Origin of the sequence: Leptolyngbya sp. FACHB-541 (assembly GCF_014695875.1) — a bacterium.
Taxonomy (GTDB): Bacteria; Cyanobacteriota; Cyanobacteriia; order Elainellales; family Elainellaceae; genus JAAUTN01.
This window is the reverse complement of sequence record NZ_JACJPC010000102.1, coordinates 86,222-108,104: the sequence shown is the minus strand read 5'-3', so window position 1 is coordinate 108,104 and position 21,883 is coordinate 86,222. Positions and strand designations below refer to the sequence as shown.

The following is a 21,883-nucleotide window of genomic DNA, read 5'->3' as shown; positions in this document are numbered from 1 at the left end:
GGTGCCCTTCCATCTGTAGCTTGTTTTTGTAGAAACGGTGTAACTACCTGAGGACAGCCTCAAGCTAGAGGAGCCTAGATTCTTCAGTTTAATTTGCTAGCCCTGGATGTAATTAGGGTTTACACCGTAGTTGCTCACTGGACGAGGAATTTACAAGCAATCAAAGCTTTGTTTGACCGAGAGTCTTAAGCAACTCCAACCGCTTCGATCGCAGCTTCTAGAGCGATCGCCACATGCGTCCAGTGCGTTCCGCCCTGACAAAAGACGGTGTAAGGTTCCCGCAACGGTCCATCTGCCGAGAATTCAGACGTGCTGCCGTCAATGAAGGTACCGCCTGCCATCACCAACTGGCTCTCGTAACCCGGCATCTCGGCAGGAACGGGGCTGAGATAGGAACCGATAGGGGAATGCTGCTGGATCGCTGCACAAAAAGCAATCAACTTCTCTGGAGAACCCAACTGCACTGCTTGAATTACATCACGGCGTGGTGCAAAGGGCAGAGGATTCACTGGATAGCCTAACTGGTCAAACACAAAGGCTGTTAGGTGATTGCCCTTCATTGCCTCTCCTACCATTTGCGGTGCTAGAAATAGCCCCTGAAACAGCAGTCGATTTTGATCGAAGGTGGCTCCCCCAGCGCTGCCGATGCCAGGAGCAGTGAGCCGACAAGTGGCAGCTTCTACCAGGTCTGCTCGTCCTGCTACGTAGCCTCCTGCGGTCACAATGGTGCCGCCTGGATTTTTAATTAGCGATCCAGCGATCAGGTCTGCCCCAACTGATGGTGGTTCGCAGTCTTCGATAAATTCGCCATAGCAGTTATCGACAAAGCAGACGGTGCTAGGATTTTGCTGCTTGACTAGGTGAACGATTTTTTCGATGTCGGCGATCGCTAAACTCTGCCGCCAGGAATAGCCGCACGAGCGTTGAATTAATACCAGACGGGTATTTTCCTGTACCGCATGTTCTAACTCCTGCCAGTTGAGCGTTCCCTCCGCTGTTAGCTCTAATTGACGGTAAGAGATGCCAAATTCCTTTAGAGAACCTTGACCTTGCCCCCTTAACCCAATGACTTCTTCTAAAGTGTCATAGGGGGCACCTGCTACGGCTAGCATCTCGTCTCCGGGACGGAGAACTCCATAAAGGGCAGAGGCGATCGCATGAGTGCCTGAAACAAACTGCACTCTCACAGCAGCAGCTTCAGCACCCATGACTTCGGCAAACACCTGATCCAGGATTTGCCGCCCCAGGTCGTCGTGTCCATAGCCCGTCACTCCGGCAAAGTGATGGACTCCAACCCGATGATGACGCAGGGCAGTTAGCACTCGCTTCAGGTTTTTCTTGACCTGAGCGTCAATTCCAGAAAAAATCTGGAATAGTGCCTGTTCTGCTCGTCGCAGCCGTTCAACGCTGTTCATGGTTAACCTCCTCGCAAAAATGGGTTGAATTCAGGGATTTTCTAAGCCTGCCATCTGATTTCTGCCGGAGGTTCAATGTCTTGTCCCCCCAATCTTGGGAGAAGATGTCCGTGTTCCACCTGAAGCAATGCTGGCATTACTGTTAGCACTTGCTTTCCCAAGGCTCACGGAAATTATTGTCGCGCAGATTGGGCTGCAAAATTCATACTGAGATTACTGCATGACTATTGCAACATCAACCGAACCTCGTATTACCTGGCCCGTTGTCTTTTTTATGGCAGTGATTCACTTTGGAGCGCTGTTTGCCTTCCTTCCCAGCAACTTTAGCTGGTCTGCTGTCGGTCTTGCAGTGTTTTTGCACTGGGTTACCGGCGGTTTAGGAATCACGCTGGGATGGCACCGCTTGGTGACACACCGCAGCTTCCAGACTCCTAAATGGCTAGAGTATTTGCTGGTTTTTTTTGGTAGCTTATCGCTTGAAGGTGGCCCAATTGAATGGATTGGGCTGCATCGCCACCACCACATTCACTCTGACCAGGAATTGGATCACCACAATTCTAGTAAAGGGTTTTGGTGGAGCCACATGAGCTGGATGCTGCATGAAATACCCGCAAAACAAGAAGTTGCTCGATATACAAAAGATATCGCTGATGATCCGGTTTACCAGTTTTTAGATAAGTATTTTCTGCCGATTCAGATCGTTTTTGGTGCGATTCTTTACTTGATTGGAGGCTGGCCTTTTGTCGTTTGGGGAGTCTTCTTGCGGCTGGTTGTGGTCTATCACTGCACCTGGTTTGTAAATAGTGCAACTCATAAGTTTGGCTATCGAACCTATGAGTCGGGCGATCGCTCTACCAACTGCTGGTGGGTCGCTCTACTTACCTATGGTGAAGGCTGGCATAACAACCACCACGCTTTTCAATACTCTGCCCGTCATGGCTTGAAGTGGTGGGAAATTGACATGACCTGGATGACGATCCGGTTTTTACAAGCAATTGGTTTGGCAACCAAAGTAAAGCTGGCAGAAGCGGAATAACTAGTCATGGGCAGTTAGCTAACTTTAAGTACTTAAGCTGGCTAATTGCCCTACTTCTGTTTCTACTTCTTATTAGTCAAAGCCTGTTCGTGCAGGCTTTTTTATTTGCTTAGGCAAAGTAGTTTTCTACAATGTCTAAAATTCGCTCTGCCGCGTGACCATCTCCGAAGGGGTTTACAGCAGTTGCCATCGTTTGGTAGGCATCGGGATCGCTGAGCAGTTTAGTGGCAGTAGTGACGACTTGCTGGGGATTGGTGCCGACAAGTTGGGCAGTGCCAGCGGCGATCGCCTCTGGTCTTTCAGTCGTCTCCCGCAGCACCAGTACGGGCTTACCAAGGCTGGGCGCTTCCTCTTGCAGTCCACCAGAGTCAGTCAGCAGCAGATAGCAGCGCTGAATTGCTCCGACCAGTTCAGCATAGTCAAGCGGTTCGGTGAGGAACACTCTGGGGTGGTCGCCTAGCATTGCCTGTAGCGGCTCTCGCACGGTTGGGTTGCGATGCAAGGGCAAGAGCAATGCTGTATCGGGGAATTTATCTAGGATTTGCAAAAAGCTCTGAGCAATGTCTTTGAGTGGTTCGCCCCAGTTTTCGCGCCGATGTACGGTTGCAAGCAGCGTCCGGTATTGACTCCAGTCAAGGTTGGGAATGGGGCAGGCGGGCTGTCGTTCTGCCATTGTCAGCAGCGCATCGATTACGGTGTTGCCTGTATGGTGAATGTCACCCACCACACCAGAGCGTTTCAGGTGCTCGACCGAGAGCGTAGTCGGCGCAAAGTGAAGCTGGGTTACCTGAGAAATCAGGCGACGGTTTGCTTCCTCTGGGTATGGGTTGTATAGATCATCGGTACGCAGTCCGGCTTCGACGTGCCCTACTGGAATTTTTTGGTAGAAGGCGGCGATCGCCGCTGCAAAGGCTGTCGTCGTATCGCCCTGCACCAACACGATCTGAGGTTGAATCTGCTGAAACAAAGTTTCCAGTCCGCGCAAACTGCGACAGGTGATATCGGTAAGCGTTTGCTGATGCTGCATGATGTCTAGATCGTGATCAGCAGTCAGGTCAAACAACTGCATCACCTGCTGCACCATTTCTTTGTGCTGTCCGGTAAGGACGACCTGGGTGTCAAAGGCGGGCGAGCGCCGAAACTGCTGAATTACCGGGGCAAGCTTGATCGCTTCCGGGCGAGTTCCAAGGATGATGCAGACGCGGATGGGTTTAGTTGGCATGAAAGGGATCGGGGATTAAGGGTTGGGGATTAGGCGAAGACGACAGTGCGGTTGCCGTAGACGAGGACGCGGTTTTGCAGGTGGAGTCGGACGGCTCTGGCGAGGACGATTCGTTCCAGGTCTTTGCCTTTGCGAATCAGGTCGGTGACTTCGTCACGGTGGCTGACTTGGACAACATCTTGCTCAATGATTGGTCCTTCGTCTAAATCTTGGGTGACGTAGTGGGCGGTGGCTCCGATAATTTTGACTCCGCGTTCGTAAGCTCTTTGATAAGGATTTGCTCCAGCAAAGGCAGGCAAAAAGGAATGGTGAATGTTAATTACTTTGGGAAATTGAGCAATGAAGTCTGGGCTAAGAATTTGCATATATTTTGCCAGCACCACGAGGTCAATTCGGTATTGGCGCAATAGTTCTAGCTGGCGGGCTTCTTGCTCGATTTTGGTTTCTTTGGTAATCGGAATGTGGTGATAGTCGATATCAAATTGCTGGGCGATCGCCTCCATCTGCGGGTGGTTGCTCATCACCAGCGGAATTTCGGCTGTTAGTTCTCCTGATCGCTGTCGCCAAATCAGGTCATACAGGCAATGATCTTGGCGGCTGACCCAAATCGCAATCCGGGGAACGGCATCGGAAAACTGAAGTTGCCAGTTTGCTTGTAACGGTTGGGCGATCGCGTTAAATGCTGGACCGATCAGGTCACGCGGCAAATTAAACCCTTCTAGCTGCCACTCGATCCGCGTCAGAAACAGCCCCGCTGCAAAATCGGTGTGCTGGTCAGCATGAATGATATTGCCACCGTTGGAATAAATGAAGTTCGCAATTTTTGCCACCAGTCCTTTTTGATCAGGACAGGAAATTAATAGGGTTGCAGTGGGGCTGCTCATGCCAGGAGAGTAGGGGTATGGGGTTAAGGGGTTTGAATTGTTTAAGGGCTTTCGGGACTGGGGGAAGCTGGCGGAACAGATGGGGCAGGCAATTCACTGGGGCGGTCTGTCTTGTCCAGAAGAACACGGACATCATAGCGGGTGCTGTGTCGATCTTGAATTGCAGCAGTCACCCCGATCGCCCGAATTGCTTGAATAAACGCTTCGTTGGCTGGGGGCAAGTTGGGGACGGGGACGGGGCTATCTTCGCTGAGCAGGCGATCGACATTCACAAAAAAGTGTCCGTTGTTGGGATCAAACTCCAGGTCAACCGATTGCTCAAAGGGTTGGCTCGCGACCAGGGAAGCGTCTGGCTGCGGCAAGATGGTCTGAGCCAAATTTGCCCCAAACGCCAGAAATGCCACATCTCCTTCGAGCCAACCACGGGTAATGGTCAGCCCGCTCAGGGGAGACGTCCACTGCACCACGGGCTGTCCCTCAATGTCTGTTTCCTGGACTTGAAAACGATAGCGATCGCCTACTAGTTCGTCAAGTTCGGCTAGCGTCGCATCGGCAGCAGCGCGATCGCTCGCTTTCACCATGATTAGCACCCCTGCTCTGGTGCCCACGGTTCCGGGCTCAGCGGGCGGTTCTGCGCTACTTGGTATTTCTATCACGGACAGAGAAAATTCTCCCCCCATCCAGGAAATTAAGTCTTCTTCCAGATCTAATCCGGTCAGATTGTTTAACCCTGTCCGCAGATTTTCTGGACTGAGGGGGCTAATTGGATTCATCTCAGCCCGCTGGCTGTAGTCTTGCCAAAACCGCTGTAAATTTCCACCTGATGCCATCAGCAGCGTTTCTGCTGGGAGCAAGTCCGGTAACTTGTCGTCTCCATTTTTCACCTCGTAGACCGTCTCACTGTCTGGATCTAACCAGGCAACTCCCTGAAAGCGCAGTCCTTCTGACTCAAGGGTGACGGTTGCGGCAATACCCCGATTGTTTTGTAGCGGGGTCAGGTTTTGAGGTGGTAACGCCTGAGGTGAACCCGCAGAGGCGATCGCCCTGGCAGCGGGTGCATTCACATAAATCCGTGCAAACGGCTGCGGGGCTACAATCTGCCGCAACGCCTGGTTAAATCCAGGAGTCTGAGCGACAGAGGCTCCTCCCTTTGAGGTGTCGATCACCTGCTCGATTGCGTCACCTGCTGTGGTAATCACCAGTAGCCGATTGTCTAATACAGCAGCAGAATAGGTTTCACCTGCGCTCTCAAACTCCCGAATCTGCACACCCTGATAATCCCGTTCACTCAGGGTTGCGCCTTGTTCAGATTTGGGTTCCGTGAGAATTTGCTGAGCCCGCGCCGGATCTTCGATCGGTAGAATCATTACAGCAGTTTGAGGATCTTCCTGGGGCTGTAGAATTGGCGGCTCCGATTCCTCCGATTCCTCCGACTCCTCCCCCTCAGCGACCGGACTTTGCGCTGACAAAAATGCGACGGTGATTTCGTCTCCTACCCAGGGTTGGATGTCGCGCTTATAGTCGTAGCCGTTAGCGGTTAGCAGGCGATCGCGCAGGTCTGCCAGAGTTTGGTTGAGCGAAGTCTGAGTTTCGTCCGTGCCAAACTGTCGCAGGGTGCGCCACTGCGATTCATCTGTGGAAAAGGAAAGCGTCATTAAGGCAGTTTGTGGCAACACATCCATGCCCACGGGTAGCCCTCCCGCAGGTAAGCGACGAGCTAATAGCCAGTAGGCACCAATTCCTCCTGCAACCAGGGCGATCGCTGCTCCCGACAACAGCAGCAGGGTAGACTTTCTTTTCTTAGTCACGATCTAAAACTCCATTGAGAGGAAATGAGGAGAGGGCACCTAATTCAGGAACGAAATGTCCTTATCCTCAGCCTTCCAACCGTGAAGCTACCGGAAAAGGACTCAGGAGTAGCTAACAGCATCCTACCCCTACGATATGTTACCTGCTTCACGCCCGGATGTAGCCAGAGCTTTGAACTTCAGCAATTGATAATCTGACCGTTTGGGAGTATATTTTCTAAGCGCTGGCACAATTCAAAAAGTGACCAAATCATCAAACATTTTTCTCGAAAAATAGTTCCAAATAAATTCTATTTGATGCCATCAAAATCCATTAAAATCATCAGCAAGCTCTGTTCAAATCCATGAAACTCAGTGTTGTTATTCCTTGCTTTAACGAAGTAAAAACAATTCAAACGGTTGTTAAAGCAGTCAAAGCATCTCCCATACAAAACTGCGAAATCATTATCGTTGATGATTATTCAACTGATGGCACGAGAGAACTATTGATTTCTGAAATTGAATCCCAGGTCAATAAAGTTATCTACCACCCAGCAAACTTTGGCAAAGGGGCTGCATTACGCAGCGGATTTAGCGTGGCAACAGGGGATATCGTTATCATTCAAGATGCAGACTTAGAGTACGATCCTCAAGAATATCCTCTGCTGATCAATCCTATTCTGGAAGATAAAGCAGATGTGGTGTATGGCTCTCGTTTCGCTGGAGGCGGTCCTCACCGGGTTCTCTACTATTGGCATATGGTCGGCAACAAATTTTTGACCACGCTGTCCAACATGTTTACCAATATCAACCTGACCGATATGGAAACGTGTTACAAGGCTTTTCGCCGTGAAATCATTCAATCTGTGAAAATTGAAGAAGACCGGTTTGGATTTGAGCCTGAGATTACAGCAAAAATTGCCAAAAAAGGATGCCGAATTTACGAAGTGGGAATTTCTTACTATGGTCGGATGTATAAAGACGGTAAGAAAATTGGCTGGCGGGATGGCTTTCGGGCAATCTATTGCATTCTTAAATACAATTTATTTCGTTAGCTTCTTTAATAGTGATGATTGTCTTTTATTAGCAGCAACACAGTCAGGCATCAATTTAAGCAAACTACGATGAAATCACAGCCCATCGACTCACTCAAAAGAATTTGCATTGTGGGTCTGACGCTATTGCTTCTAGTACTCTATATCTACGGTGCAGTAGAGCATTCAAAGCGAATCAATCTAGACATTACCCGTGTCGATCAGGAAGCTTATTTGAGCTATACCCGAAGTCTATATGAAACTAACTATAACTTTGTAGGTGGACGCAACCGAATGCCAATCTACCCTTTTTTGCAGTCACTTGTTTACGACCCCAACCTCACGGAAAACGAAGCTTTTACCCGTGGTAAATATTTCAATATTGCCCTGTCTGTTGCAATTCTGCCGTGCCTTTTTCTGATCTTTCAGAGATTTTTTTCACGCTTACAAGCAATAAATTTGCTGTTGATCACCGCTTTCACAGTATTTCTGTTTAGAGCAGCCTACTTTCAAGCTGAAATTTTGTTTTATTTTCTTAGCTTTTGCGGATTCCTACTTATGGCTTGGATGCTAAATAAACCAAGCTGGAAATTGGGAATAGCAACCGGAGTTTTAATGGGCATTACCCACCTTACCAAAGCTTCGATTTTACCTGGATTGGCATTATTTGTATTGGCTTTTCTAGCGCAATCTATTTATTTGTTTTATAGCAATTTAAGAAATAAAACTTTTAGCTTTAATGAGGTCAAAAATAACTTCCTGCTACGTATTCTCAGTCTTGCCTTAGTAATTTTTTGTTTTTTACTGACTGTTTATCCTTATATCAGCACCAGCCAAAGAGTTTTTGGACACTACTTTTATAACGTCAATTCGACTTTTTATATTTGGTACGATTCTTGGAATGAGGCAAAGCAGGGAACCAGAGCTTATGGAGATGGAAAAGGCTGGCCCGAAATGCCGCCTGAGCAAATTCCTAGTCTAGAAAAGTATTTACAGGAACATACCGCTTCAGACATTTTTGAACGGCTTTTCGACGGTTTGAATAAAGTTATAGTAGTTGCCAAGGACTCCTACGGATACTTTAAGTATTTAGTCATTTATTTGGCGATCGCCCTACTCACCACTCTGGCAAATCTCCGCAGCCTAAAAATCACTAAAAGCCAAGTATTTCTTCTCTTCTTTTACTTTAGCTACTTCACTGCTTACACATTGCTCTATGCTTGGTATATTCCCATCGCTAGCGGCAATCGATTTACCCTGGCGCTTTTCTTACCTTTAATGTTTTGCCTCGCTGCAGCCATCAATGCTAACGCCTCAGAACGTCCTCAGATTCAATTAGCAGGCAAGCAGTTTTCATGGTTCCATTTATTTAATTTATTTGTGTTAGGCATGATCTTATTTGAGCTATATCCTATCCTGACTAATCGAATTGTTACAACCTTTGCAGGCACTTAAACTGGCCCTTCAAACCTCAATGAAAGCTCGAAATTGGTTTATGGAAACTTGGCGCAAATTAGATTTGAAGTATGACAGAAATCGATTTGTGCAATTGTTGCTCCTTTTTCTACTTTTGATTGGCACTGTATCCTACGCCAATCACCAGGTTAATCTCAGACGAGAACAATCAGTTTTAGCTGCGTATTTTGACCAAATTACAAATTTATTTACATCAGCAGAGCAGAACGCAGTAACCGCAAAGAATGCTCAAAACTTAGCTAGAGCTAGAGCGATCGCAACCTTGCATCAGCTTAGTGGTCAAAGCAAAGGACGACTTCTACAGTTTTTGGCTGAAGCCAATTTAATTGCTCGTAATCAAGCCTTGATCGACTTGGAAGGCATGGACTTCAGCAGAGTTGAATTAATTGCAGTTAACTTACCTAATATCGATTTAGATAGAGCTAATTTAACTGAGGCAAATCTGCAGGATTCTGTCTTAGCTAGAGCAAGTTTAGAGGAAGCAAATCTGCGACAAGCGACCCTTTCCGAAACAAATTTGAGTAGGGCTAACTTGAGTCGTGCAGCGCTGATACGAGCTAATCTCTCAGCGGCCGTATTGAAAGCAACTAACCTGTCAGAAGCAAACCTGAGAGGTGCAAATTTAAGAGGCGCAAATTTGCAACAGGCAAATTTAACAGATGCTAGTCTTGAGGCTGCTCGAATGGAAAGCGCTTTCTTGGAGAATGCACAGGCAGATAGGGCAGATCTCAATAACACCATCTTGATTCGAGCAATTCTGAACCAAATTTCTCTAAGAGATGCAAATTTGAGGTACTCAAACCTGAAGGGTGCAGAACTAGAGCGAGCAATCCTAACGAATATTGATATGAGGGCTTCTATTCTAGAGGAAGCTAGCTTGACTGATGCAGATTTAAGTAATGCAAATCTGACTCGCACTGTTTTGATCAATGCAAATATGGATAACATTAACCTCAACGGTACTAATCTAAATTACGCTAACTTGCGCGGTGCAGATGTTAGCAAAAATTCCCTCAGGCAAGCCATTCTTTGTCACACCGTTATGCCGAATGGAGAAGAAGAGAATCGAGATTGTCCCTAATTAACTCTATTAACCTGCGCAGCTACTGTTTCTTCAGCCTAAAAATATCAACAAAGATAGAATCTGAAGTAGCTTTTCTACTAGGGTCAGGTGAGTCATAGACAATTAACAGCCCGTTAGACTGACTAAAACAGGGGAGAAGTGACAGACCCTCAGCATGATCGGTTTCCAGGGTAAAAGGAAGATCAAACTCTATCTCTAGCTCTCCTGTGTCCAAGCTTGATAGGCTATCGCTGGAATGGTTCAATGCATGTTTGAGGCGATAGACTCGCATCGCTCCTTCAATGCTCATTGTTGGGCCTGCCAAGATTAGTAAATCTCTGCCCTGAAAGCACAGCTCTCGAATGCCTAACCCCTTGAGATTGATAAAGTGTTTCTTATAAAGCTGCTTATCTTTACCAATTTTTTTCAAAGTAAGGATTCCTGGTTCTGTTTCCTCAACTTCTATTTCTAAGATGATTGCCCATTGTTGCAGAACGGGGCCTCTTAATCCTAAAAAGATTTTGTGTCCATGAACTGCTAATCCTTCAATGTCAAACCCGTTTTCTTTTGAAGGGATACAGGGTGAGAAGAATGGTCCTAAATGGCTGTCTTCTTTCAACGCTTCAGTTAGGATATTGCCATCATCTGTTTTTTGAAGACAGGCAGCTGTATAGGTTTTCTTAGAATTAGTTGGGTGGGGACAAGATTTGTGTAGCTCTCCTTCTGAAAACGGAATGCGAGCAATCAAATAACGGTTTAGTTCAGTTTTAACTTTTGATAGTTTGCGGATATCTTTTTCAAGATTTTTTCCTTTCGCTTTCTTTCGCTTGGTGCTGTGGGAACCTGTGAACCAAAGGTAGGGTTCACTATAGTCTAAGCCTTCAATATCGATCTCACTATCCTGGTCAAATAGGTCAACAAAATTACTGATCGCCACTGACTGATGCTTACCAAACACATGGTGATCAACGGGAAACAAACGCTCAATCGTTGTCAGTTCGTCAGAACCGACCCAAAGACTACCATCGGGTGTGAAGGCAACGGCTGACATCTGCCCCAGCAAGTTGCTGGAGTCATCTCCAAATTGCAGCAATACGCGGCTGAGCAAAAAAGGGCTGATCATTTTAGGCTCCTCCGACAAATTAAAGTAAGCGCAGGGACTATGTCCCTACGCTTAAGTCTACAGGCAGAAACAATGCCCGCGATCGCAACCTAAGTTGCTATCTATGCACGACTGTCAAGCTTGTTAGAAGCATCATCCAATGCACGCTGCGTACCTCTAACAGCTTCATTGGTTCTACCTTTTGCATCTTGAACAACATTGCCTGCGCCTTCACGGGCTTCAGCAGCATTGCGACGCAGGTTGCGGCTGCCTTCTCTAGCACCTTGTTGAAGCTCATTGGTCGTTTGTCTAGCCTGTTCGCCAAGGTTACGGCCTCCCTCTTTGACGTAGCCACCCAGCACCTCAGGAGCTTCTCTAACGTCATCAAATCCGCGCTGAATGTTGCGCTCTGCATTATCGACCAGACCTTTAGCTTTTGCATCAGCTCGGGTGGTGTTAGCACGGGGATCAACGTTGCTGTACTCGTTCATGCCGCCTTCATTGGGCTGAACTCGTTTGTAGATCTCCATCTGAGGAGCATTGCCGGTGTAGGAACCTTCACCAGATACCTTGGGTGTGTTGGGGCCACTGCTGCAAGCTGTGCTTAACAGCATAGAAACACCTGCTAAGACTACGACTAAAGCTCGCACCAATTGGTTACGCTTTAGCCAAGAAAATGCTTTATTCATGAAAATTGCTCCGTTCATATTGGGTTTGGGGATTTGAATTTCGATTCAAGCAATTCGAACTTCAATTTAAATTGTTTGAATTGATAGTCATCGAACTTGTGAATTCGGGCTTATCGATCAGCTTATTGGTCGGATTTATCGATTAAAAGCAGGGTTGCGCTGCATTTCAGGATGTTCAGTTGCAGATTCACCCATGTCAGTTAGAAACTCAGAAGCATCCTTAAATGCTTCTTCCGTTCTTTCCAAAATCTTTGCGTTTGGATCACTGCGATCGATGCTGAGCTGACGACGAGCAGGCACCTGCTGAGCGTCTCTTTTCAAAATGTCTGAATCTACTGGCCCAATATCAGGATTCTTAGTTTCTGTTGCACCTGCACCGGGGTACAGCAAATCAGAAGCGTTGCTTCCAACGCCGTTGCTTGCTAGAAGCTGATCAAAGCTAAAAGGCAAGCTGGCGCGATCGCCCTGTCTGTTTTTCTGATTAACTGCGGGATCGTTACTCATGCGATAGTTTGTATAGCCGTCTCCGCCACCCTTATGAGGGTTGTTGTTTCCGCCTAGTTGAACTGGAGGATTTTGGGGACGCGCACCTTGCATATTGCCAGTGTTGCAGGCGGTAGTCAAAAATAACGCTGCTCCCACAATGAGAACGGATACAATCTGCCGCAACCTTAACTTTTTGAAAATTGAAAATAGTCTATTCACGAAATGCTCCTTATCGCGCTAACGACACACTGAGTGGATCAAACAAAGGGCATAATGCTTCTTTTCACAAAGTTTTCATGAGATAAAGAAGCGATCGCTTGCTCGACTCAGAATGTCTATTGCTTTAGTCAATTACTTCAACTGACAATCGAGCCACTAACCGTTAGCTAGTAGCCTTTTTGACAGATGAAGCTGCTTTACAGTTTTCCTGCTACTTTTTCAGTGCAGGAAGAACAACTTTTCTGGTTACCTGATAAAGGTTACGAATATAAGAGCGGCTGTTCCCTCTAGCAAAGGTCACATTCATATCTTGTTTTCGGTTTAATTTTCTCTGACTCTAGAGAGACTCTGACAATAATTTGTATGCTCTGTTATACCAATTCCAAAAACTAGAACTGTAGATGGAAGGGCACCCCCGCAAAGTGGGGTGCCCTTCCATCTACAGTTCTTTTTGGAGAAATATTGTTAGCTGCTATTTATATATGTGGCAATATATGCAATTTCTTAAACAAAAAATAAAACAAGGGGACTAAAGCCCCTTGTTTAGTAAGAGTAGACGTAGTCTAATGTCAGGAAACTGGTAAGACTAATTTCGTTAAAGCAGCGATCGCACCATGCTTAAGCTAAATAGACTTACTGGTTAATGTGCTAGGGCAGAAATAGCCAGTAAATGGGCTTAATGCTTGTACGACCCTGCTTAGCTGAATTAGGTGCCTGATTGTGTAGAACTAGTTAATATCTACTTAGTCGCGGTTGGTCAGCTTCTCTAAGCCCCGCTTGAGTTTATCTTCTACCGTGTCAGCGTTCGCATTTTCAGGGGTGTACATATTTTCCTGATTCGCTGAACCCTGAACTTCGTTGATTCCCTCGTTTGCTTTCTCACGAGTTGCTTCTCCGGAAAGCACACCTCCCCGTAGGGCATCTTCTGAATCTCCGTAAATTTCATTTAGTGGCTCTTCGCCCTGGTCAGGTCGGCTTGAGCTATCTAATGTTAAAGGCTTACTGTAGGCAGGATAAGCATAGGAAAACATCATCAAAACACAAGCAAAAGCGATTACCAGAAAACGAACTGGACGCAATGCAGATAAGTTAAAACGAGTCAAACGCATATAAACTCCTCGTTAATTTCAGAAGTGATAGTGTAAGAGCCATTTGAGTTGGTGAACTGCAATGAATCTGCATTTCAACAGGCACAAATAGGTCTTAGACCATTGGCTCAAATTTGACCCGTTCCTACATCTACACTCAGTTAGATCTCTGTCTGCGAAAACCCCAAGTAACCCCGTGGGGTAATCATCCAGTCGGCGTAGACGCGGCTGCTTTGATTGCCAATGAGAACAGTGGTTAGCATATCGATGGAGGCTTCCAGGAAGTGGGCGAGCGTTGTTAATGTGATGTGTTCGTCTTGTCGGTACGCGGAACGGATGAGGGCGACGGGAGTATCGGGGTCTCGATGTTTCAAGAAGATTTGTTGAGCGATCGCAATTTGCTCTGTACGAGTTTGCGATCGCGGATTGTAAAGTGCAGTAACAAAGTCTGCCTGAGCAGCAGCAGTCAAACGCTGTTCAATCACTTCCCAGGGGGTGAGTAGATCACTGAGACTGATTGCACAAAAGTCATGCATGAGCGGTGCGCCGACTCGCGAAGCTGCTGCTTGTAGGGCTGTAATCCCTGGAAAAACCTGTACGGTGGGCGTTTTGCCATCCCAAGAGAGTGATCGCAATTCCTCTAGCACCAGTCCTGCCATGCCATAGATGCCGCAGTCGCCCGACGAAATCACTGCAACCGTTAGCCCCCAGTCTGCTAAAGCGATCGCCCGCTTAGCCCGTTGTCGCTCTTGCGTAATCGGCAGTGCTTCGATAATTTGTCCTGGTCGCAGCAAAGACGACACCAACTCCACATAGAGCGTGTAGCCAATCACCACGTCTGCTTGAGCGATCGCCATTTGCGCCGCTGGAGTGATTTGGTCAAGCTGACCTGGACCTGTACCGACCAGCCAGAGCTTTCCCGTGCGCCCAATATATTCCTGTTCGGACTGGGCGATCGCCACCGTCACCGCTCCAGGTTGGTTTTCGGCGCGAACGATTTGCTTGGAGACGCGGAGAGAGGGGTTAGGGGCTAGGGGCGGGGGGCTAGGGGTTGAGGAGCTTCGCTCCGTTTCCAGATTTCCGTTCCCCGTTTCTCCATCCCTAGCCCCTAGTCCCCCGCTCCTAGCCCCCAAAACCGCCGCTGCCTCCGATACGCTCGGAGTCCCCACTTCTGCCTCAACAACGGCTGAAGGAGTCGGGACTTGGACAGTGCGGAGTTGCTCGGCAGTGAAACAACGGAGGGGAAAGTGGCGATCGCGGCACAGTTCTACCAGTCCTACCTCGTCGGCTTTCAGGTCGATGGTGGCAATTCCGGCGATCGCCCCTTCTGCCAGGTGATTTGCTTGCAATACTTGCTGAATTGCGGTTTCGATCAGTTGGCGAGAGGTGCCTCGTTCACAGCCGATACCAATCCACAGCACGCGGGGATGCCATTGCACTTTGGGCAAGTCGGATTCTGAGGAAAATTTGCGTTGAATGGGACTAATCCACACTCTGGCTTTGGCTGCGGGGAGGTCTTCTTTTACCTCAGCCGTATATTCAGGGAAGCCAAACTGAAAGGGATGAGGTTCGGGCAAATGGGACTGCCACAGGGTTGATCCAGCTTCCTGAATGACTTGAATCGGTTCCTGACGGGCGATCGCTGCACTCACCCCTGTCCAGTCACCCTCACCCCGCTGCCAGCCCCAGGGAATTCCTAATACGTCGATTCCAGGTAAACCGGCCCCGTTTGCCGCACCAGTCAACACAGGCGTTGCGTTTATTTGCAGAGCAATTAGTCGGGTGAGGCGATCGGCACCACCCTGATGTCCACCGCACAGGCTAATGACAAATTTGCCTGTTTCGTCAACCACAACCACAGCCGGATCGGTCGATTTGTGCTGCAATAGCGGCGCGATCAGACGTACAACTGCCCCTGTCGCTAAACCAAAAACAAAGCTGCGATGCTGTAACCATAACGTTTCTAAATGAGCGCTTAGGGAACCGTTGTAAACCTGTACCGCTTCCAGATGTTGCAGAGAATCTGGCACCCAAAGGACTGTGTTGGTCGCCTGACAAATTGGGCGCAATCGCTTAACTGAAGCAGGAGTGGTGGCGATCGCCACCAAAGGCTGAAAGTCTTGAAACAACAATGGCAAATCCACCTAATCTAATCAACAAGTCAAACTCTCAACAGGAAATTATTAGCATTTCTGATGTGCTGCTGATTGTTTTGCGCCCCGACCATCAAGATTATCAGGGAACGGCCGTCGCAGTTTGGGTGCGCTCAACAGTAAGAGAAAGCTACTTAAGCGTCGGGGCTAAGTCCAGGGCAATGGGGAAGGGGACTTACACTAAAGAAGGATTTATCCAATACCCTGAGCGGCTTAGAACAAAACAATGGAGCAATATTACAAACCGGAGCATCTGCCCCACTTTGGTCAAATTGGCGAAGGCAGTCCAGAGCTAGCAGAAAAGTTTTTTGCCTACTATGGTGCCGTTTTTGCAGATGGGGCTTTGTCGGTTAGAGAGAAAGCGCTGATTGCCCTAGCAGTTGCTCATACGGTGCAATGTCCTTACTGCATTGACGCCTACAGCAAGGAATGCTTGCAGCAGGGGTCAGATTTGGAGCAAATGACTGAGGCGGTGCATGTTGCTACAGCAATTCGGGGCGGCGCATCCCTAATTCATGGGTTACAGATGCTTGACCATGTGAAGCAGGTGGCGATGTAAGGGTTAGGGGCTGGGGACTAGAGGCTAGGGTGGGCTTGCTAGTCACCGTAATTCCAGGGAATTTTGATGAAGTTGAAGTGGGAGCGGTTTTTGATGGTTGAGGTGCAATCTGAATCAGTAGAGGAGTTGGAAGGCGTAGAAGCGGGGGCTAAACCGACTACTTCGCTGTATCGGCGGCGATCGCCCCTCTCCAGTCCTCAATACCAGATCGAGCGGTTAGCAGCCGTTGATTTGTCTCACACACCGCATCAGGCAGATTTTGCAAAAACGCTAGCCAGCCAAGGAATTCGGTCATTTCGTCCGGCTCGGCTGGAAAATTTTCAGATCAACGTCGGCAAGCTGTGCAATATGACCTGTCGCCACTGCCACGTTGATGCTGGACCAGACCGAGTCCAGGAAAACATGGATCGAGCCACGGTAGACGCTTGCCTGCGGGCGCTTGACCAGACTGAGGCGCACACGGTTGACCTTACGGGTGGCGCACCGGAGCTAAATCCTCACTTTCGCTATCTGGTTGAGGAATGTGTTGCCCGTGGTAAGCACGTCATCGATCGCTGCAACCTCACAGTGCTACTTCTGCCCCGAATGCGGGATTTGCCAGAATGGTTCGCTGAGCGAGGGGTTGAAATCGTTTGCTCGCTGCCGCACTATCGCAAGCTCAACACAGATGCCCAGCGAGGAGACGGCACATTTGAGAAATCGATTGAGGCATTGCGGCGGCTCAATGCGGCTGGCTATGGCAGTGGCGATCCACAGCGACAGCTGACCTTGATGTCTAACCCTGCGGGGGCATTTTTGGCAGGCAACCAGGCAAAGATGGAGCAGGAGTGGAAAGCTGGACTAGAGAAAAATCACGGCGTTCGGTTCGATCGCCTAATTGCCCTCAACAACATGCCAATCTCCCGTTTTCTGGAATGGCTGGAGCAGTCCGGCAATTTGCAGCGCTACATGGAAGTGCTAGTGAATGCTTACAACCCTGCCACTGTTTCAGGTTTGATGTGCCGCAATACTCTCTCAGTTTCCTGGGATGGTAGGCTGTTTGACTGCGACTTTAACCAAATGCTGGATCTAGAGTGCCAGCCGCCCGGACAACGCCCCCACATCCGTGACTTCAACCCCAAGCTTTTAGCCCAGCGCGAAATTGTTACAGGAACTCACTGCTTTGGCTGCACTGCTGGAGCCGGAAGTTCTTGCGGGGGGGCAATTGATGCCTGAGGCCTTGCTCTATAGCAAGGGAGGCAGAGCTTTGCCCTGCCTCCCTTGTTTCTCTAGATGAATTAACGCCATGAAAACGGCAATGACCCACCGGCTTCGTAAAAGTTGAATCGTCCATAGCCCAGGAATTGTCCATAGGCAGCCTCACCTGACGGAAAGGCCGTTACACCAAATAGGTAAACGCCTTCACTGCGAGGATTTCTTTCTACCTTCAAACCAAGTGTGACTACAGTTCCAGGAGGCACAGGCGGGTCAAAGGTAATGGAGACTGTTTGGTTTTCCTCGTCTGCTGTTACATTGCCCAAGGTCAAGGCTTCGCCGCGATCGCCCCGTGTTCCAATGAAGGCGCGGCTATCTTCCGGTTCAAATTCAACCCTACGGACAAAGTTGCTGGCATTTTGTTGAGCAATTTCAATTCGTCCTAGAGGCTCACCCGCATCCTGGGGCACTTCCAACGTGAAATAGTAAGTAGGGTTGTAAGCAGAAACGCGATTTCGAGTCGTCCCTGAATCGACCAGGCTGGGGGGTCGCTCAAAATAAACTCTGCCATCTGAAAGTTGGACTGCCTGAGCAGTAGGGCTGAGGATTGCAGCGAACCCTATCGTTGCGGCGAGGGTTGCGCTTAACCAGGTTGGAGTACGCATTTTTAATTGAAACTATTTGTTATGGAGGGCTTCCTCCATTCTAATTTTGGCGATTAGGATTGAGGCGATCGCCAGCCTGAGCGAAGCTTCAAAAAAGAGGGAGGCGATCGCCAGGATCACCTCCCTCCCCTAAACTACTTACCTAAGCAACGTGCAACCTTTTCAAACTTCTTGTGAGATAGATGTCTTGCCGTCCAATTAAGCAGGCAAGATGCCCACTCCACAACAAGCTCTGGCTTCCAGTTTGGCTTCCAGAACGAGTTACACATCGCTTTACTTGCGACAGAGCGTCGTAAGGCAGATGCGTTAAGCTCAAGCCTGCTTATCAAAAAAGCCCTGAAACTGTTTGAGAGCCGCTTGCCCAATGTTAAAAACAGCCCAGCCAGCAGCTAGCAGAACTGGAGAAAAAACAACTAGAACGCGCCAGTCAATATCCATGTTCGAGATCCTCCCCTAAAGATTTATAAACAAATCTCATCTTTAACATTATTCTGCGCTGAATTGGCTCAATTTTCCAGTTCTTTTTTCATATTTGTTTGCAATACGAATCCCAGATTCGTTCCTTTCCCTGCGTGAACCAGCGCTAGCTGCTCGTATTTCCGGGCATGTTCGATTAAATCGGCAGCTTCCTCCTCTGAAACTGGGCGAAAGATTTTTGCAGGAACCCCGACGACGAGCGATCGCGGCGGCACATCCTTCGTCACCACTGAACCTGCCCCGATAATGCTACCTGCTCCTACTCGCACCCCATTCAGCAAGATTGCTCCAATGCCAATCAAACAGCCCTGCTCAATCTCAGCCCCATGAATTACTGCCCGATGCCCAACCGTCACATAGTCGTGCAAAATCGTCGGTTGCCCCGGATCGTTATGCAAAATGGCTCCATCCTGCACATTTGTGCATTTACCAATCACAATTCGTTCCACATCCCCACGCAGCACCGCCCCAAACCAAATGCTTGCGCCAGCAGCCACCTCCACATTCCCCACAACCGTTGCAGTGGGGGCAACGAAAGCCGCTTGAGATAAATCAGGAGGTGCCCAAAAGGGTATCGATGAAGTCATATCATGCAGAAGGATTAGTAACTTTTGAGTCTAATGCTCCTAGAATGGGCATTGAGGGCGCAACCCCCCAGTTATAATAAGGCCACCGGCACTGGTACATAGCGAACATGCTGCCTACAATTTCATGATCAATCCGGCCCTACAGTACCCAATCTTCGGACCTGAAATTCAGTGCCCTCACTGTAGACAGACGATTCCGGCATTGACGTTGACCGATACCTATTTGTGTCAGCGACACGGCGCATTTGAGGCGGACCCTAAAACGACAGAGCTAGTTCATCTTCAGTCTGGACGGCACTGGCGACAGTGGAACAACGAATGGTATCGGCAACACACCCACCCCGATGGCATCCGCTTTGAAATTCACGAAGCGCTCGATCGCCTCTACACGCAGGGCTACCGAGCTACCAAAGTAATCATCGCCCAACGTTATCAAGACTTGATTAGCACTTACCTGGAGCGCAGCGCTCCCTGGCGAGGGCAGTCTGACTCGTCTCGTCCACGGCTCTATGGGCTACCCGTGGAATTCAGTCCTGACCCTAAGGAAAATCCTTGCTGGGATGTGATCAACTTTGACTTGGAAAAAGAACCTGGCGCGCCTGTAAGGTATCCCTATTTCCGTTTGTTTGAGTGAATGCACCACGCTTCTATTCGCACGGCTGATATTTATAAAGCGATCGCCTTCTACGAACTATTAGGCTTCACCGTTTGCGAACGGTTCACGGCAGGTATTACGTTGGCTTGCTGGATGGAAGGGTTGAATGGTCGTGTTGAGCTATTGCAAGTGCCTCGTCCCCGCCCTGCTGCGGATGCGTTTGAGGACGAGCATTACACGGGCTACTATCACCTTTCATTTGACCTGACCGAAACGGTTGAGGATCTGCCTCAGTGGTTGGAGAATTTGCAAACCAAATTTTCAGATGCAGCGCAGGAGTCTGAGCAAGTTCAGCCTTTGAAGGTTTTGCTCAAACCGACGCAGCAAATGATTGGCGATCGCGTCTATGAAGTAACTTTTATCGCAGATGCGGACGGGCTACCGCTAGAGTTCATCCGAAGGATGGGAAATGAAGGATAAAGACGTACCTCCTGCCCTGTCCCTCAACCCCTAGCTCCTAGCCCCTCTCCACTGGCTGAAATTCCGCTTTTCGGGAAAATTTGTGAATTTTTCCGAATTCTAAGATAGCGTCCTCGTAGTTTCGTTCTAAGCCCCACGCTATTCTGGAGAGCAGTATGGCGGATATTTTTATTTCCTATTCCCGTAGAGACAAAGAATTCGTTCGCACGCTTCATCGGGCTTTGAGCCAGAGCCAGCGAGATACCTGGGTTGATTGGGAAGATATCCCTGTCACCGCTGAGTGGTGGAAGGAGATTGAAGCCGGAATTGAAGGAGCCGACACCTTTATTTTTGTGATCAGCCCTGATTCAGTTGCTTCTAAGATTTGCTATCAGGAAGTTGAACATGCTGCCAAGCTAAACAAACGTCTGTTTCCGATTGTGCGGCGAGAAGGATTTGCCATTGAGCGGGTACACGAAGCGCTACAGAAGCATAACTGGCTGTTTTTTCGAGAAGAAGATGACTTTGACTACACCTTTGAAACTTTAATCAAGGCTGTAGACACAGATTTAGATCATGTGCGGACTCATACTCGCCTTTTGGTGAAAGCGATCGAGTGGGATGATGCTGGACGCAATGATGGATTGCTGTTGCGCGGCGGCGGTTTAGCGGCAGCAGAGCAGTGGTTGAAACAATCTGACGGCAAAGCGCCTCAACCAACTGAACAACACAAGAACTACATTACAAAAAGCCGTCAGGCTGAGAATGCAATTCGCAGAACAAAGCTAATGGTGGGTGTGGGGGCTGGCGTGATGGGAGTGATGCTGGCGATCGCCACCACCACCGGACTCCGTGCCCAACAACAGATAGAAACAACCCGCTCCGAAATTTCAGCCCTGCGACAAGAGAAAGCTGACCTGGAAACCGAAACCAATCGCGCAATCAGAAACCTCCGATTAGCAGAGGCAAAACAACAGCAAGCGGTTGATGCCGCAAATCAGGCAAACCAGGACTTGCAGGCTGCGGTAAAACGCGAAACCGAAGCACAAGAAAAGGCTAAAGCTGCTCAAACTTTGGCTGCCCAGGCTCAACAAACTCAGCAACAGGCTGAAACTGCCGCCGCCGAAGCTGAGCGAAAGCAACAAGCTGCCGAAACTGCCGCTGCCGAAGCACAGCAGTCCAATGTGCAATCATCGACCGCCTACGAAAAAACGCTGGAAGACTTGAGAGAGCAGTGGCAACGAGGCGATCGCCAGGATGCCTTAATCCGACTAGCAATGGCTCGTATCTGTCAGCTAGAAGGTCGAGGCGAAGAAGCAGACTTGAGAGCCTGCATCCGAGAAACCCTAGATGTAACGCGATCGCAGATTAGCGAGTAAGAGGGGGCGATCGCCCTTTAAACTCGACCTGTCTTATTTTAGATAGGAGCAATCTCGTCTCAAACAGGACGTTTCTTGTTTGAAGTAGGAATGATGCTGTTTTAAGTAGGAGCAATCTCGTCTCAAACAGGACTTTTCTTGTTTGAAGTAGGAACAATCCTGTTTTGAACAGAAGCGATCGCTCTTTGAACTGAAAACTTGCAGTTCAAAACCAGAAACTTGCAGCTTAGAACTAGAAATGTCGCTCTTTGAGCTGAAAACTTGCAGCTTTAAATTAGAAACGTCGCCCATCCGTCCTAATTGCTGCCGTCTTT

Annotated in this window: 22 protein-coding genes; 10 read left to right on the top strand and 12 right to left on the bottom strand. The window is 48.6% G+C overall.

Going from position 1 to position 21,883, the window contains the following annotated elements:
- Positions 1 to 185: 185 nt before the first annotated feature.
- The gene (locus H6G00_RS21865) at positions 186 to 1,415 is read right to left on the bottom strand and encodes a methionine gamma-lyase family protein (RefSeq protein WP_190798352.1); all 1,230 of its coding nucleotides are present in this window, start codon (positions 1,413 to 1,415) and stop codon (positions 186 to 188) included.
- A 220-nt stretch (positions 1,416 to 1,635) separates the two neighbouring features.
- On the opposite strand from H6G00_RS21865, the gene H6G00_RS21860 reads away from it, so the two are divergent.
- Positions 1,636 to 2,451 (top strand): acyl-CoA desaturase, encoded by an 816-nt coding sequence (locus H6G00_RS21860; RefSeq protein ID WP_190645243.1) that lies wholly within the window; start codon positions 1,636 to 1,638, stop codon positions 2,449 to 2,451.
- Between the two features lie 109 nt (positions 2,452 to 2,560).
- Here H6G00_RS21860 and wecB read toward each other — a convergent pair whose 3' ends face one another.
- From wecB to H6G00_RS21845, 3 genes are read right to left on the bottom strand one after another with little or no spacing between them, the layout of a single operon-like run.
- Positions 2,561 to 3,673: a UDP-N-acetylglucosamine 2-epimerase (non-hydrolyzing) gene (gene wecB / locus H6G00_RS21855; protein ID WP_190798351.1), complete on the bottom strand. Its 1,113-nt coding sequence runs from the start codon at positions 3,671 to 3,673 to the stop codon at positions 2,561 to 2,563.
- A gap of 29 nt (positions 3,674 to 3,702) precedes the next feature.
- The gene (gene purU, locus H6G00_RS21850; protein WP_190645245.1) at positions 3,703 to 4,557 is read right to left on the bottom strand and encodes a formyltetrahydrofolate deformylase; all 855 of its coding nucleotides are present in this window, start codon (positions 4,555 to 4,557) and stop codon (positions 3,703 to 3,705) included.
- Positions 4,558 to 4,598: 41 nt separating this feature from the next.
- Positions 4,599 to 6,365 carry a DUF3352 domain-containing protein gene (locus tag H6G00_RS21845; protein WP_190798350.1) on the bottom strand — a complete coding sequence of 589 codons (1,767 nt, stop codon included), beginning with the start codon at positions 6,363 to 6,365 and terminating at the stop codon, positions 4,599 to 4,601.
- Positions 6,366 to 6,709: 344 nt separating this feature from the next.
- Between H6G00_RS21845 and H6G00_RS21840 the strand changes: the two genes are divergently transcribed.
- The 3 genes from H6G00_RS21840 to H6G00_RS21830 all read left to right on the top strand — a co-directional run bounded on the left by H6G00_RS21840 (position 6,710) and on the right by H6G00_RS21830 (position 9,935).
- Positions 6,710 to 7,399 (top strand): glycosyltransferase family 2 protein, encoded by a 690-nt coding sequence (locus H6G00_RS21840; protein WP_190687207.1) that lies wholly within the window; start codon positions 6,710 to 6,712, stop codon positions 7,397 to 7,399.
- A gap of 291 nt (positions 7,400 to 7,690) precedes the next feature.
- Positions 7,691 to 8,833, top strand: coding sequence for a hypothetical protein (locus H6G00_RS21835; RefSeq protein WP_190798349.1), 1,143 nt, complete (start codon positions 7,691 to 7,693; stop codon positions 8,831 to 8,833).
- Positions 8,834 to 8,852: 19 nt separating this feature from the next.
- A complete protein-coding gene (locus H6G00_RS21830) occupies positions 8,853 to 9,935 on the top strand; it encodes a pentapeptide repeat-containing protein (protein WP_190798348.1) in 1,083 nt (360 codons plus the stop codon).
- A 22-nt stretch (positions 9,936 to 9,957) separates the two neighbouring features.
- Here the strand turns inward: H6G00_RS21830 and H6G00_RS21825 are convergent, their stop codons facing one another.
- The 5 genes from H6G00_RS21825 to cobJ form a co-directional block, all read right to left on the bottom strand.
- Positions 9,958 to 11,040, bottom strand: coding sequence for a DUF3616 domain-containing protein (locus H6G00_RS21825; RefSeq protein ID WP_190798347.1), 1,083 nt, complete (start codon positions 11,038 to 11,040; stop codon positions 9,958 to 9,960).
- A 101-nt stretch (positions 11,041 to 11,141) separates the two neighbouring features.
- Complete coding sequence (locus H6G00_RS21820; protein ID WP_190798346.1) at positions 11,142 to 11,708, bottom strand: hypothetical protein; 567 nt, start codon at positions 11,706 to 11,708, stop codon at positions 11,142 to 11,144.
- A gap of 135 nt (positions 11,709 to 11,843) precedes the next feature.
- Complete coding sequence (locus tag H6G00_RS21815) at positions 11,844 to 12,413, bottom strand: DUF6658 family protein (protein ID WP_190798345.1); 570 nt, start codon at positions 12,411 to 12,413, stop codon at positions 11,844 to 11,846.
- A 743-nt stretch (positions 12,414 to 13,156) separates the two neighbouring features.
- The gene (locus tag H6G00_RS21810) at positions 13,157 to 13,522 is read right to left on the bottom strand and encodes a YtxH domain-containing protein (RefSeq protein ID WP_190645253.1); all 366 of its coding nucleotides are present in this window, start codon (positions 13,520 to 13,522) and stop codon (positions 13,157 to 13,159) included.
- Positions 13,523 to 13,662: 140 nt separating this feature from the next.
- Positions 13,663 to 15,639 carry a precorrin-3B C(17)-methyltransferase gene (gene cobJ, locus H6G00_RS21805; RefSeq protein WP_190798358.1) on the bottom strand — a complete coding sequence of 659 codons (1,977 nt, stop codon included), beginning with the start codon at positions 15,637 to 15,639 and terminating at the stop codon, positions 13,663 to 13,665.
- On the opposite strand from cobJ, the gene H6G00_RS21800 reads away from it, so the two are divergent.
- From H6G00_RS21800 to arsS, 3 genes are all read left to right on the top strand, one after another.
- On the top strand, positions 15,633 to 15,950 hold the full coding sequence (locus tag H6G00_RS21800; RefSeq protein WP_190798359.1) for a hypothetical protein: 318 nt from the start codon (positions 15,633 to 15,635) through the stop codon (positions 15,948 to 15,950). The two genes, cobJ and H6G00_RS21800, sit on opposite strands and share 7 nt — an antisense overlap.
- Positions 15,881 to 16,213: an arsenosugar biosynthesis-associated peroxidase-like protein gene (locus tag H6G00_RS21795; RefSeq protein ID WP_190645254.1), complete on the top strand. Its 333-nt coding sequence runs from the start codon at positions 15,881 to 15,883 to the stop codon at positions 16,211 to 16,213. The genes H6G00_RS21800 and H6G00_RS21795 overlap by 70 nt, the downstream gene beginning before the upstream one ends.
- Positions 16,214 to 16,279: 66 nt before the next feature.
- Positions 16,280 to 17,428: an arsenosugar biosynthesis radical SAM (seleno)protein ArsS gene (arsS, locus tag H6G00_RS21790; RefSeq protein ID WP_242042422.1), complete on the top strand. Its 1,149-nt coding sequence runs from the start codon at positions 16,280 to 16,282 to the stop codon at positions 17,426 to 17,428.
- A 62-nt stretch (positions 17,429 to 17,490) separates the two neighbouring features.
- On the opposite strand, the gene H6G00_RS21785 is transcribed toward arsS, so the two are convergent.
- The 3 genes from H6G00_RS21785 to H6G00_RS21775 form a co-directional block, all read right to left on the bottom strand.
- On the bottom strand, positions 17,491 to 18,072 hold the full coding sequence (locus H6G00_RS21785) for a DUF2808 domain-containing protein (RefSeq protein WP_190798344.1): 582 nt from the start codon (positions 18,070 to 18,072) through the stop codon (positions 17,491 to 17,493).
- A 312-nt stretch (positions 18,073 to 18,384) separates the two neighbouring features.
- Positions 18,385 to 18,504 (bottom strand): photosystem II protein Y, encoded by a 120-nt coding sequence (locus tag H6G00_RS21780; protein WP_190645290.1) that lies wholly within the window; start codon positions 18,502 to 18,504, stop codon positions 18,385 to 18,387.
- Positions 18,505 to 18,578: 74 nt separating this feature from the next.
- Positions 18,579 to 19,136: a gamma carbonic anhydrase family protein gene (locus tag H6G00_RS21775; RefSeq protein WP_190798343.1), complete on the bottom strand. Its 558-nt coding sequence runs from the start codon at positions 19,134 to 19,136 to the stop codon at positions 18,579 to 18,581.
- A 124-nt stretch (positions 19,137 to 19,260) separates the two neighbouring features.
- Here H6G00_RS21775 and H6G00_RS21770 point away from each other — a divergent pair, with 124 nt between their 5' ends.
- From H6G00_RS21770 to H6G00_RS21760, 3 genes are all read left to right on the top strand, one after another.
- Positions 19,261 to 19,770, top strand: a complete 510-nt coding sequence (locus H6G00_RS21770) for a TIGR02652 family protein (RefSeq protein ID WP_190645257.1) — start codon at positions 19,261 to 19,263, stop codon at positions 19,768 to 19,770.
- Positions 19,771 to 20,211 (top strand): VOC family protein, encoded by a 441-nt coding sequence (locus H6G00_RS21765; RefSeq protein ID WP_190645258.1) that lies wholly within the window; start codon positions 19,771 to 19,773, stop codon positions 20,209 to 20,211. It abuts the gene before it with no gap.
- A 155-nt stretch (positions 20,212 to 20,366) separates the two neighbouring features.
- Complete coding sequence (locus H6G00_RS21760) at positions 20,367 to 21,569, top strand: toll/interleukin-1 receptor domain-containing protein (RefSeq protein WP_190798342.1); 1,203 nt, start codon at positions 20,367 to 20,369, stop codon at positions 21,567 to 21,569.
- The last annotated feature ends 314 nt before the right edge of the window (positions 21,570 to 21,883 follow it).

Coding starts and splice junctions, on each gene's coding strand:
- H6G00_RS21860 (WP_190645243.1), top strand. CDS start 1,636: ATGACTATTGCAACATCAACCGAACCTCGTATTACCTGGCCCGTTGTC.
- H6G00_RS21820 (WP_190798346.1), bottom strand. CDS start 11,708: ATGAATAAAGCATTTTCTTGGCTAAAGCGTAACCAATTGGTGCGAGCT.
- H6G00_RS21765 (WP_190645258.1), top strand. CDS start 19,771: ATGCACCACGCTTCTATTCGCACGGCTGATATTTATAAAGCGATCGCC.
- wecB (WP_190798351.1), bottom strand. CDS start 3,673: ATGCCAACTAAACCCATCCGCGTCTGCATCATCCTTGGAACTCGCCCG.
- H6G00_RS21760 (WP_190798342.1), top strand. CDS start 20,367: ATGGCGGATATTTTTATTTCCTATTCCCGTAGAGACAAAGAATTCGTT.
- purU (WP_190645245.1), bottom strand. CDS start 4,557: ATGAGCAGCCCCACTGCAACCCTATTAATTTCCTGTCCTGATCAAAAA.
- H6G00_RS21770 (WP_190645257.1), top strand. CDS start 19,261: ATGATCAATCCGGCCCTACAGTACCCAATCTTCGGACCTGAAATTCAG.
- H6G00_RS21785 (WP_190798344.1), bottom strand. CDS start 18,072: ATGCGTACTCCAACCTGGTTAAGCGCAACCCTCGCCGCAACGATAGGG.
- H6G00_RS21810 (WP_190645253.1), bottom strand. CDS start 13,522: ATGCGTTTGACTCGTTTTAACTTATCTGCATTGCGTCCAGTTCGTTTT.
- H6G00_RS21795 (WP_190645254.1), top strand. CDS start 15,881: ATGGAGCAATATTACAAACCGGAGCATCTGCCCCACTTTGGTCAAATT.
- H6G00_RS21830 (WP_190798348.1), top strand. CDS start 8,853: ATGAAAGCTCGAAATTGGTTTATGGAAACTTGGCGCAAATTAGATTTG.
- H6G00_RS21825 (WP_190798347.1), bottom strand. CDS start 11,040: ATGATCAGCCCTTTTTTGCTCAGCCGCGTATTGCTGCAATTTGGAGAT.
- H6G00_RS21800 (WP_190798359.1), top strand. CDS start 15,633: ATGGCAAATCCACCTAATCTAATCAACAAGTCAAACTCTCAACAGGAA.
- arsS (WP_242042422.1), top strand. CDS start 16,280: ATGAAGTTGAAGTGGGAGCGGTTTTTGATGGTTGAGGTGCAATCTGAA.
- H6G00_RS21840 (WP_190687207.1), top strand. CDS start 6,710: ATGAAACTCAGTGTTGTTATTCCTTGCTTTAACGAAGTAAAAACAATT.
- H6G00_RS21865 (WP_190798352.1), bottom strand. CDS start 1,415: ATGAACAGCGTTGAACGGCTGCGACGAGCAGAACAGGCACTATTCCAG.
- H6G00_RS21775 (WP_190798343.1), bottom strand. CDS start 19,136: ATGACTTCATCGATACCCTTTTGGGCACCTCCTGATTTATCTCAAGCG.